Below are 10,978 nucleotides of genomic sequence, written 5' to 3'. Positions count from 1 at the left end.
CGGCGGCGGCGACCCGGTCGAGGTAGTCCCGGCGGGTGGTCTCGCTGCGGCGGGCGATGCGGTCGGTGACGTCCGCGAGGACGGGATGGAGAGAGGTCAACGGCGCTCCCGGTCGCTCTTCGTGATCAGGACAGGCAGCGGACGGCGGCACTGGCGCTCGCGGCCGTGGGATCACTGACACGATACAGTCGAGCTCGGCGCGCACAAAATCGATTAAGTAGGGCAGGATGAGTGATCCCGATCACGCGGGACACGCGCGGGTTGTGACTTGTCACACGTCCCGTGTCGGGGCAGAGTCGGCGCTGTCGGCAGCGACCGGTGGGACAACGACCTCGGAGGGTGAGCATGTCCAGTGCGGAACTGAGCGAGCTGCGCCGGGCGATCGGCCAGCTCAGACAGTGCGTCGGTGCGTTGCGGTCACGCTACGGCGAGGCGGCCGCGGTCCGCCGGATCGCCAACGACGTCGACCGGCTCGACATCGACGCGGGCGACCTCGCGCAGACGCCGCCCGTGCCGGCCCGGGGCCGTTCCGCCGGACGGACCGACGTGGTGCCCGTGCCGGACACGCCGTACGACCCGGACCTGTGGAAGGGTGCGGACGACGAGGGCGTGGGCGGTCATCAGCGTGACCAGCACTGACCGGCCCGGGCAGGCATCCGTGACCGACTCCGTGAACACCGCACCGCACCGGGCCGGGGCGCGGCCCGCCGGGTCCACCCCGGGTGGACGTACCCTGCGCACCGACCGGTGGTGGCTGCCTCCGCTGCTCACCGCGCTCGGGCTCGCCACCTTCGTCGTCTACGCGACCGTCCGGTCGTTCATGCGCGAGGGGTACTGGGACGCCGAGAACCACTACCTGACGCCGTTCTACTCGCCCTGCCTCAGCGACTCCTGCGTGGCGGGGTCGAGCCACTTCGGCACCCCGATCGGGGAGCTGCCCGGCTTCATCCCGCTGGCGTTCCTCTCCCTGCCGTTCCTGCTCGGCTTCCGACTGACCTGTTACTACTACCGCAAGGCGTACTACCGCTCGTTCTGGTTCGCGCCGCCCGCGTGCGCGGTCACCGAACCGCACGACCGCTACACCGGCGAGACCCGACTCCCGCTGATCCTGCAGAACGCGCACCGGTACTTCTTCTACGCGGCGTTCGTCATCACGTTGATCAACACCTACGACGCGATCCTCGCCTTCGACGGCGAACGCGGGCTGGGATTCGGGCTCGGCAACGTGATCCTGCTGGTCAACGTGGTGCTGCTGTGGGGATACACGTTGTCCTGCCACTCGTGCCGACACGTCACCGGCGGGCGGCTCAAGCACTTCTCCCGCAATCCGGTCCGGTACCGGATCTGGACCTGGGTCAGCCGGATGAACGTCCGGCACATGCAGTTCGCGTGGGTCACCCTCGCCTCGTTGGTGATCACCGATCTGTACGTGTGGCTGGTGTCCACCGGCACGATCCCGGACCTGCGTTTCGTCAACTGAATCCGCACCGGGCGCCGGTGGAAGAATCCGCACCGGGGCGCCGGTGCCGACAACCAGAGGTGGCACATTTCGATGACCGAGGTCGAACGGCACAGCTACGACGTGGTGGTGATCGGTGCCGGGGGTGCGGGTCTGCGTGCCGCGATCGAGGCGCGGCAGCGGGGGCTGAGCGTCGCGGTGGTGTGCAAGTCGCTGTTCGGCAAGGCCCACACCGTGATGGCCGAGGGCGGGTGCGCGGCGTCGATGGGCAACGTGAACCCGAACGACGACTGGGCGGTGCACTTCCGCGACACCATGCGCGGGGGCAAGTTCCTGAACAACTGGCGGATGGCCGAACTGCACGCGAAAGAGGCCGCCGAGCGGGTGTGGGAGCTGGAGACCTACGGCGCGTTGTTCGACCGCACCACCGACGGCCGGATCAGCCAGCGCAACTTCGGCGGGCACACCTACCCCCGCCTGGCGCACGTGGGCGACCGCACCGGGCTGGAACTGATCCGCACCATGCAGCAGAAGATCGTCTCGTTGCAGCAGGAGGACTTCGCCGTCCACGGCGACCACGGGGCGAAACTCCGGGTGTTCGACGAGTGCACGGTGACCGAACTGCTGAAGCAGGACGGCGCGATCGCCGGCGCGTTCGGCTACCGACGGGCCTCCGGCCGGTTCGTGCTGTTCGAGACCCCGGCCGTGGTCCTCGCCACGGGCGGCATCGGCAAGTCGTTCCAGGTCACGTCGAACTCCTGGGAGTACACCGGCGACGGGCACGCGCTGGCGCTGCGCGCGGGTGCGCCGCTGATCAACATGGAGTTCGTGCAGTTCCACCCGACCGGCATGGTCTGGCCGCCCAGCGTGAACGGGATCCTGGTCACCGAGGGCGTCCGCGGGGACGGCGGGGTGCTGCGCAACTCCGAAGGCGAGCGGTTCATGTTCGACTACGTGCCGGACGTGTTCAAGGGGCAGTACGCCGAGAGCGCCGAGGAGGCCGACCGCTGGTACGCCGACCCGGACAACCACCGGCGCACCCCCGACCTGTTGCCGAGGGACGAGGTCGCCAGGGCGATCAACACCGAGGTCAAGGAGGGGCGCGGGTCGCCGCACGGCGGGGTGTTCCTGGACATCGCGAGCAGGCTGCCCGCCGACGAGATCCGGCGCAGGCTGCCGTCGATGTACCACCAGTTCCGCGAACTGGCCGATGTGGACATCACCCGGGAACCCATGGAGGTCGGGCCGACCTGCCACTACGTGATGGGCGGGATCGAGGTGGACCCGGACACGGCCCGCGCGGGTGTGCCCGGACTGTTCTCCGCCGGGGAGTGCGCGGGCGGGATGCACGGGTCGAACCGGCTCGGGGGCAACTCGTTGTCCGACCTGTTGGTGTTCGGACGGCGGGCCGGGCTCGGGGCGGCGGACTACGTCGACTCGCTCGATCGGTGGCCGGAGGTCTCCGAGGTGGACGTCGCGATGGCGGAGCGGACCGCGTCGGCGCCGTTCGACGGCCCACGGGACGGGGTACGGCGGGAGAACCCCTACGCGGTGCAGGCCGAGCTGCAACAGTGCATGAACGAGCTGGTGGGCATCATCCGCACGGCCGAGGAGATCGAGAAGGCCCTCGAGGCGCTGGACGGGATCCGCAGGAGGCTTCCGGGCGTCACGGTGGAGGGGGACCGCGAGTACCACCCCGGCTGGCACACGGCGGTGGACCTGCGCAACATGCTGCTGGTCAGCGAGTGCGTCGCCCGCGCGGCGCTGCGGCGCACCGAGAGCCGCGGCGGGCACACCCGCGACGACCACCCGGCGATGGACGCCCAGTGGCGCAACACCCTGCTCGTGTGCACGGTGCGGGACGACGAGGCCGCCGTGGTGCCGGAGGTGACCGTCGAGGCGAAGCGGCAGGAGCCGATGCGTGCCGACCTGCTCGACCTGTTCGAGCTCTCCGAGCTGGAGAAGTACTACACCGCCGACGAACTGACCGCGCACGGGGGAAAGGACGCCGTGACATGAGCTACGAGGCCACCCTCCGCGTCTGGCGGGGCGACGAGGACTCCGGCGAACTGCGGGACTACACCGTCCAGGCGAACGAGGGCGAGGTCGTGCTGGACCTGATCCACCGGCTGCAGGCCACCCAGGAGCCCGACCTGGCGGTGCGGTGGAACTGCAAGGCGGGCAAGTGCGGCTCGTGTTCGGCCGAGGTGAACGGCAGGCCGAGGCTGCTGTGCATGACCCGCATGTCGATCTTCGAGGAGGGGGAGGTCATCACGGTCACCCCCATGCGCACGTTCCCCGTGATCCGGGACCTGGTTCCCGACGTGTCGTACAACTACGCCAAGGCCCGCGAGGTCCCGGCGTTCGCGCCGCCGCCGGACCTGGCGCCCGGCGAGTACCGGATGGCCCAGGAGGACGTCGACCGGTCGCAGGAGTTCCGCAAGTGCATCGAGTGCTTCCTGTGCCAGGACGTGTGCCACGTGATCCGTGACCACGAGGAGAACAAGCCCGTGTTCGCCGGGCCGCGGTTCCTCATGCGGATCGCCGAGCTGGAGATGCACCCGCTCGACGTGGCCGACCGGCGGAACGAGGCGCAGACCGAACACGGGCTCGGCTACTGCAACATCACCAAGTGCTGCACCGAGGTGTGCCCGGAGAACATCCACATCACCGACAACGCGCTCATCCCGATGAAGGAGCGGGTCGCCGACCGCCGCTACGACCCCCTCGTCTGGCTCGGCGACAAGATTTTCCGCCGCAAGGGCAGCTGACCCCGCACCCCGGTGGTGCCGTGAAGGACTCCTTCGCTGCGTGTGACGCCGTGAAGGAGTCCTTCACGGCACCAAGCGCAGGCAGGGAGTCCTTCACGGCACCACGTCAGGCGCGCCGGGGGCGGTCACTCCAGGGGTTCGTGCTCGCGGACCGTGTTCTCGGTCCGGCGCGTGACCTCCGGGTCGGGGGCCTTGCGGTTGTGGCGGTTGCGGGACTCCAGGTACCGCGCCAGGCCGGTCAGTGCCAGGCACATGACGATGTACATGGCCCCCACCACGAGGGTCACCGGGACCAGCGGCCGGTCGAAGTCGACGACACCACCGAGGTACCGGGCGTAGCGCAGCAGCTCCTCGTAGGTGATCAGGAAGCCCAGTGCGGTGTCCTTGAGCAGCACGACGAGCTGGCTGATGATCGCGGGCAGCATCGCGCGCAGCGCCTGGGGCAGCAGCACCGACCGCATCACCTGGGTCTTGCGCATCCCGATCGCGTAGGCGGCCTCGCCCTGGCCCTTCGGCAGGGACAGCACCCCGGCGCGGAAGACCTCGGCCAGCACCGAGCCGTTGTACAGCGTCAGCCCGAACACCACCGAGTGGAACGGCTCGCCCAGCCCGATCCCGTAGTAGAAGAAAAAGATCATCACCACGAGCGGTACGGCACGGAAGAACTCGACGATGATCGTGGCCGGGACCCGGACGGCGGCGTGGTCGGACAGCCGGCCCGCCGCGAAGATCGCGCCGAAGGCCAGCGCCAGCACGGCGGCCACCGCGAACGCCCGCAGGGTGTTGCCCAGTGCCTCGAGGAGCTGGAGCTGGACGTGTTCGTAGAGGATCCACTCCCACATCTCGCCGTCGAACTGGCCCGCGTCGGCGAACTGGTACACCACGAAGCCGACGAAGGCCACCAGCGCGAGCACGCCGACCACGGCGTACACCCGGTGCCGCGCGCGGGCCCTCGGGCCGGGGACGTCGTACAGGACCGCGCTCATCGGGCCACGCTCCAGCGCTTCTCGAGGCTGCGTTGCAGCAGGGTCATCGGGACGACGAGGATCACGAACCCGAGCGCGACCCACAGCAGACCCACCATGACGCTGTAGCCGCGTTCGGAGAGGTAGTTCTGGATCGCGCCGGCCTCGACGACGGAGAACCCGGCCGCGATCGTGGTGTTCTTCAGCAACGCGATCATCGTGCTCACCATCGGCGGGACCACCGAGCGGGTGGCCTGCGGCAGTACCACCTGGCCGAGCATCTGGCCGAAGGTCAGCCCCACGGCGCGCGCCGCCTCGGCCTGGCCGACCGGGACGGTGTTGATACCGGACCGCACCACCTCGCACACGAACGCCGAGGTGTAGACGATCAGCGCGACGACCGCCGCGGCGAAGTACGACAGGTCGACGATGTCCAGCAGCGGGTAGGCGAAGGCGAAGAAGAAGAACAGCAGCGTCAGGGGCGTGTTGCGGAACAGGGTGACGTAGGTGGCCCCGGCGGCCCGCAGGATCGGCACCGGCGAGACCCGCAGCATCGCGAGGACGGTGCCCAGCACCAGCGAGCCGGCCGCCGCGAGGGCGAACAGCTCGAGGGTGTTGAGAAAGCCCGGACCGTAGAGGTCGAGGTTGTCCAGCAGAACGTCCATGTTTCCCTCGGGGGAGCTCGAGCGGGGGGTCGGGCACACGCCCGGTCACGGCCCACCGCCGTGGTCGGGGTGGACCGTGACCGGACCGGAACGGGCGCCGTGGGCGTCAGTACCGCTCGAGGGTGGGCATCTCCGCCTCGATGCCGGACTTGCCCAGCGTGGCGTCGTAGATCTCCTGCCAGGTGCCGTCGTCCATGGCGTCCTGCAGGATGTCGTTGACCTTCTCCCGCAGGGCGTCGTCACCCTTGGGCAGGCCGACGCCGTACGGCTCGTCGGAGAAGGTGTCGCCGACGACCTTCAGCGCGTCCGGCTCCTGGGCGGCGTAGCCGAGCAGGATCGCGTCGTCCGTGGTGACCGCGTCGACCTCGCCCTGCTGGAGCTGGGTGACGCACTGCGAATAGGTCTGCAGCTCGACGATGTTCTCGGTCAGGCCCTGCTCCCGCACCCGCTGGATGGGGGTCGAGCCGCTGACCGAGCAGACCGCCTTGCCCTGCAGGTCGTCCTTGCTCTGGATGTCCTCGTTGTCCGCGGACACCAGCAGGCTCTGACCCGCGACGTAGTACGGGCCGGCGAAGTCGACCTGCTCCTTGCGCTTGTCGTTGATCGTGTAGGTGCCGACGTAGTAGTCCACGTCGCCGTTGACCAGCGCCTGCTCACGTCCGGCCGAGGGCACGACCTTGTACTCGATGTCGCCCGGGTCGAAGCCGAGCCGGGCGGTGACCATCCGCGCGATCTCGATGTCGAACCCGCTGAACTCGCCGGTCATGGCGTCCTTCTCGCCGAGTCCCGGCTGATCCTCCTTCACCCCGACGATGGGGTTGCCCCGGTCGGTCATCGTCTGGAAGGTGGGCGAGCCCTCGACGGTGACGTCCGAGGCGACCTCGTAGTTCAGCGAGGCGGCGGCGTTGTCGCCGTCACCCCCGCCGCCGCCCTCTCCGTTGTCGGAGGGCGAACCCTCCCTGCCGCACGCGCTCAGGACGAGACCCGCGGCCAGCACACCGGCCGCCAGGGTGCGGAACTTCATGTGCACCTCTCCTCTTTCCGGTTGAGACGGCCCGTGCCGCCCCGGTCTCCACGGCGGCGGTGCCGCCCCGGCTTCCCACGGCGGCGCGCGCCGCCGGAGGTCAGTGGGTCAGGATCTTGCCAAGGAAGTCCCGCGCGCGCTCGGACTTCGGCGCGGTGAAGAACTCCTCGGGGGTGGAATCCTCGACGATCTCGCCGTCGGACATGAACACCACGCGGTGCGCGGCCCGGCGCGCGAAGCCCATCTCGTGCGTGACCACGAGCATCGTCATGCCCTCGTCGGCCAGCTCGGTCATGGTGTCCAGGACCTCCTGCACCATCTCCGGGTCGAGCGCGGAGGTGGGCTCGTCGAACAGCATGACCTTCGGCCGCATCGCCAGTGCCCGCGCGATCGCGGCCCGTTGTTGCTGGCCGCCGGAGAGCTGGGCGGGGTACTTGTCCGCCTGGTCGGTGATACCGACCCGGTCGAGCAGCTCCATCGCCTGCTGCCGGGCCTCGGACGCGGGGGTCTTCCGGACCTTGATCGGCCCGAGCGTGACGTTGTCCAGGATCGTCTTGTGGGAGAAGAGGTTGAACTGCTGGAAGACCATGCCGACGTCGGCCCGCAGCGCGGCGAGTGCGCGCCCCTCGGCGGGCAGCGGCTTCCCGTCGACGGCGAGTTCCCCGGAGTCGACGGGTTCCAGACGGTTGATGGCCCGGCAGAGGGTCGACTTGCCGGAGCCGGACGGGCCGAGGACCACCACGACCTGCCCGCGTGGGACCTCGAAGTCGATGTCCCGGAGCACATGCAGGTCGCCGAAGTGCTTGTTGACCGCCGCCGCCTTGATCATCGGCGGTGCGGACGTCGCGGTGCTCATCAGACCTCCATCACTCGGCACGCCACGGGTCGCGGGCTGTCACGGGTAACACCGGGTGCTCACACCTTCGGGGCAATAGGGCACGGGTTTCGAGCCGGGACGACACCATACGTGTCCATGCCCGCACTCCGTGAAGAGAATCGCGCAGACGTGTCCGAACCTTTACCGGATCCGGCGGCGCGACGGAACGCCCGAACGGCGTAGACGTGGGTTCCGCGGCGGCGCCGGGGCCGCCGGAGCCGGTGCGGCGGCGCGACCTGCCTGGCCTACCCTGGAGAGGTACCTGTCGGCCTGCGCGCACCAGGAGACCCGGTGAGCGGTAGCAAGACCTTCGAGATCCGCACCTTCGGGTGTCAGATGAACGTCCACGACTCCGAGCGGCTCGCGGGCCAGCTGGAGGACGCTGGTTACCGGCCGGTCACCGGCGGTGATGCGCCGGACCTCGTGGTGCTCAACACCTGTGCGGTGCGGGAGAACGCCGACAACAAGCTCTACGGGCACCTGGGGCACCTCCGGGCGAGCAAGCGGAGCAGGCCCGGCATGCAGATCGCCGTCGGGGGCTGCCTGGCGCAGAAGGACCGCGGCGAGATCGTCCGTCGCGCGCCGTGGGTGGACGCCGTGTTCGGCACGCACAACATCGCCGCGCTGCCCACACTGCTCGAACGCTCCCGGCACAACGACGAGGCCCAGGTCGAGATCCTCGAATCGCTGGAGACGTTCCCGTCGACGCTGCCCGCGCGGCGGGAGTCGGCGTACTCCGGCTGGGTGTCGATCTCGGTGGGGTGCAACAACACCTGCACCTTCTGCATCGTGCCCTCGCTGCGCGGCAAGGAGCGCGACCGGCGGCCGGGCGAGATCCTCGCCGAGGTCGAGGCGCTGGTGGCCGAGGGGGTCTCCGAGGTCACCCTGCTCGGTCAGAACGTCAACTCCTACGGCGTCGAGTTCGGCGACCGGTACGCGTTCGGCAAGCTGCTGCGGTCGTGCGGTTCCGTGGACGGACTGGAGCGGGTGCGGTTCACCTCGCCGCACCCGGCGGCGTTCACCGACGACGTGATCGACGCGATGGCCGAGACGCCGAACGTCTGCCCCCAGCTGCACATGCCGTTGCAGTCCGGATCCGACCGGGTGCTGAAGGCCATGCGCCGGTCGTACCGGTCGAGCCGGTTCCTGTCCATCCTCGACAAGGTGCGGGCGGCGATGCCGGACGCGGCCATCACCACCGACATCATCGTCGGCTTCCCGGGGGAGACGGAGGAGGACTTCGAGGCCACGCTCGAGGTGGTGCGCAAGGCCCGGTTCTCCGGCGCCTTCACGTTCCAGTACTCGCCGCGCGCCGGCACGCCCGCCGCCGGGATGGCCGACCAGGTCCCGAAGCACGTCGTCCAGGAACGTTACGAGCGGCTCGTGGCACTGCAGAACGAGATCGCCTGGGAGGAGAACCGGGCCCTCGTCGGGAGCAAGGTGGAACTGCTCGTCGCCGTCGGCGAGGGGCGCAAGGACGCCGAGACCAACCGGATGAGCGGCCGGGCGCGGGACGGCAGGCTGGTCCACTTCACCCCGTCCGGTGGGGCGGTGGACCGGGAGGTGCGGCCCGGGGACGTCGTGGAGACCACGGTCACCTACGCGGCCCCGCACCACCTGGTCGCCGACGCCGAACTGCTGTCCCACCGCCGGACCGCGGCGGGGGACAACGTCGAGGCCGGACTGCGGCCGAAGACCCGGGGCGTGGGGCTGGGACTGCCGTCCTTCGGTGCGCCCCGGACCGAGCCGGAACCCGCGGGATCCTGCGGAGACGGGGGGTGTGCGTGATGACCGGGGCGAGGTCGGACAGCGACCGGGATCACCGCGGGGACGACCTGGGCCACCTGGCCGCCGACGCGGAGGCGGCGCTGGACCGGGCCGTCAAGACCGTGGAGTTCGGCAGGCGTGGCTTCGCCGTGGCCGTGACCGTGTTCGTGCTCGTGATCGGACTCGTGCTGCCCTGGGTCGACGGGTTCGCGGGGTGGCAGGTGCTGCTCGGACGTGCCGACGCGATCCCGCAGCTGTTCGCCGCGACCGCCACCGGCTTCGGTGTCCTCGCCTCCGCCGTCGCGCTCGCCACCCGGCGCTGGTGGCTGACCTGGGTCTGCGCCGTCGGCGGCTGGTTCGCCTCCGTCGACGGCGTCCTGGCGATCTGGTCGCAGCAGTCCGCCACCGCCCCGGACGTCGCCGGGGGCGGGCCCGGGATCGGACTGGTGCTCTCCACCGTCGCCATGGTGGTCCTCGCCGCGCAGTGGATGCGACTGGCCTGGTCCCGGCCGTGAGCACGGGGGCGGGCCGAACGCCGGCCCGCCCCCAGCGGTCGCCGCCGCACCGGTCGACTCCGGTGCCCGTCGACTCCGGTGCCCGTCGACTCCGGGAGGTCCGGGTCAGCGGTTCGCCACGGCCTCCTCGGCCGCGCGCAGCCACTCCCGCCACTGCGCGGCCTGCTGCTCTGCCTCGGCCGCCCGCTTCTCGTCGCCCGCCTCGCGGGCCTTCTCGGCCTGCGACTCGAACTGGTCGACCCGCTCGCGGAACTGCGCGGCACGGGCGTGCGCCTCCGGGTCGGTGCGCCGCCAGCGGGCGTCCTCGGCCGAGCGCACCCGGTCCTGCACCGCCTTCAGCCGCCCGTCCAGCTCCCGGATGCGCTCCCGCGGCACCTTGCCGATCTCGTCCCACCGCTGCTGGATCCGGCGCAGCTGTCCTTTGGCGGCGTCGAGGTTGGCCGCGGGGTCGATCTTCTCGGCCTCGGCGAGCAGTTCCTCCTTGCGGGTGGCGTTCTCCGCGAACTCCGCGTCCCGTTCGGCGAAGGCCTCGGAGCGGCGGGAGAAGAAGGCGTCTTGGGCCGCGCGGAACCGCTGCCAGAGCGACTCGTCGGCGTCCTTCGGGGCCCGGCCGGCGGCCTTCCACTCGGCCATCAGCTCCTTGTACCGGGCCGCCGTCGGGCCCCAGTCGGTGGAGTCGGACAGCGACTCGGCCTCGGTGATCAGTTCCTCCTTGCGCTGCTTCGCCGCCGCGCGCTGTTTGTCCAGTTCGGCGAAGTGCGCCCCGCGGCGCCGGTTGAACGCCTCCCGCGCCTTGGAGAACCGCTTCCACAGTTCGTCGTCGGTTCTGCGGTCGACCCCCTTGACGGTCTTCCACTCCTCGAGGATGGCCCGCAGCCGGTCGCCCGCGGCCTTCCACTGGGTGGACGACGCCGCGATCTCCTCGGCCTCCTCGG

At 70.3% G+C, this 10,978-nt stretch carries 11 protein-coding genes; 6 read left to right on the top strand and 5 right to left on the bottom strand.

From position 1 onward, the window contains the following. Positions 1 to 345 precede the first annotated feature (345 nt). From ACTIR_RS0112755 to ACTIR_RS0112740, 4 genes are all read left to right on the top strand, one after another. Complete coding sequence (locus tag ACTIR_RS0112755) at positions 346 to 639, top strand: hypothetical protein (protein ID WP_007024184.1); 294 nt, start codon at positions 346 to 348, stop codon at positions 637 to 639. Between the two features lie 31 nt (positions 640 to 670). After that, positions 671 to 1,480, top strand: a complete 810-nt coding sequence (locus ACTIR_RS0112750) for a hypothetical protein (RefSeq protein WP_052583865.1) — start codon at positions 671 to 673, stop codon at positions 1,478 to 1,480. Positions 1,481 to 1,552: 72 nt separating this feature from the next. Beyond that, positions 1,553 to 3,478: a fumarate reductase/succinate dehydrogenase flavoprotein subunit gene (locus ACTIR_RS0112745; protein WP_026454580.1), complete on the top strand. Its 1,926-nt coding sequence runs from the start codon at positions 1,553 to 1,555 to the stop codon at positions 3,476 to 3,478. Continuing rightward, positions 3,475 to 4,230, top strand: a complete 756-nt coding sequence (locus ACTIR_RS0112740; protein ID WP_026454579.1) for a succinate dehydrogenase/fumarate reductase iron-sulfur subunit — start codon at positions 3,475 to 3,477, stop codon at positions 4,228 to 4,230. The genes ACTIR_RS0112745 and ACTIR_RS0112740 overlap by 4 nt, the downstream gene beginning before the upstream one ends. A gap of 125 nt (positions 4,231 to 4,355) precedes the next feature. Here the strand turns inward: ACTIR_RS0112740 and ACTIR_RS0112735 are convergent, their stop codons facing one another. The 4 genes from ACTIR_RS0112735 to ACTIR_RS0112720 form a co-directional block, all read right to left on the bottom strand. Then, positions 4,356 to 5,216 carry an amino acid ABC transporter permease gene (locus ACTIR_RS0112735; RefSeq protein ID WP_026454578.1) on the bottom strand — a complete coding sequence of 287 codons (861 nt, stop codon included), beginning with the start codon at positions 5,214 to 5,216 and terminating at the stop codon, positions 4,356 to 4,358. Next, a complete protein-coding gene (locus ACTIR_RS0112730; protein ID WP_026454577.1) occupies positions 5,213 to 5,860 on the bottom strand; it encodes an amino acid ABC transporter permease in 648 nt (215 codons plus the stop codon). Before ACTIR_RS0112730 ends, ACTIR_RS0112735 begins: the two co-directional genes overlap by 4 nt. Before the next feature lie 106 nt (positions 5,861 to 5,966). Next, on the bottom strand, positions 5,967 to 6,884 hold the full coding sequence (locus tag ACTIR_RS0112725; RefSeq protein ID WP_026454576.1) for a glutamate ABC transporter substrate-binding protein: 918 nt from the start codon (positions 6,882 to 6,884) through the stop codon (positions 5,967 to 5,969). 100 nt (positions 6,885 to 6,984) lie between these two features. Continuing rightward, positions 6,985 to 7,713: an amino acid ABC transporter ATP-binding protein gene (locus ACTIR_RS0112720; protein WP_199285621.1), complete on the bottom strand. Its 729-nt coding sequence runs from the start codon at positions 7,711 to 7,713 to the stop codon at positions 6,985 to 6,987. A 339-nt stretch (positions 7,714 to 8,052) separates the two neighbouring features. Here ACTIR_RS0112720 and miaB point away from each other — a divergent pair, with 339 nt between their 5' ends. Together miaB and ACTIR_RS0112710 are read left to right on the top strand one after the other, a co-directional pair. After that, positions 8,053 to 9,549 carry a tRNA (N6-isopentenyl adenosine(37)-C2)-methylthiotransferase MiaB gene (gene miaB, locus ACTIR_RS0112715; RefSeq protein WP_026454574.1) on the top strand — a complete coding sequence of 499 codons (1,497 nt, stop codon included), beginning with the start codon at positions 8,053 to 8,055 and terminating at the stop codon, positions 9,547 to 9,549. Then, positions 9,549 to 10,043 (top strand): Rv2732c family membrane protein, encoded by a 495-nt coding sequence (locus tag ACTIR_RS0112710; protein ID WP_026454573.1) that lies wholly within the window; start codon positions 9,549 to 9,551, stop codon positions 10,041 to 10,043. Before miaB ends, ACTIR_RS0112710 begins: the two co-directional genes overlap by 1 nt. A gap of 105 nt (positions 10,044 to 10,148) precedes the next feature. Here the strand turns inward: ACTIR_RS0112710 and ACTIR_RS23125 are convergent. Continuing rightward, positions 10,149 to 10,978: DUF349 domain-containing protein (locus tag ACTIR_RS23125; RefSeq protein ID WP_034239729.1), on the bottom strand; the 830-nt coding region annotated here is incomplete at its 5' end.

Source organism: Saccharomonospora iraqiensis subsp. iraqiensis (assembly GCF_000430445.1).
Taxonomy (GTDB): domain Bacteria; phylum Actinomycetota; class Actinomycetes; order Mycobacteriales; family Pseudonocardiaceae; genus Saccharomonospora; species Saccharomonospora iraqiensis.
Note: the sequence above shows the minus strand (reverse complement) of the source record. Positions and strands in the feature narration are given on the sequence as shown.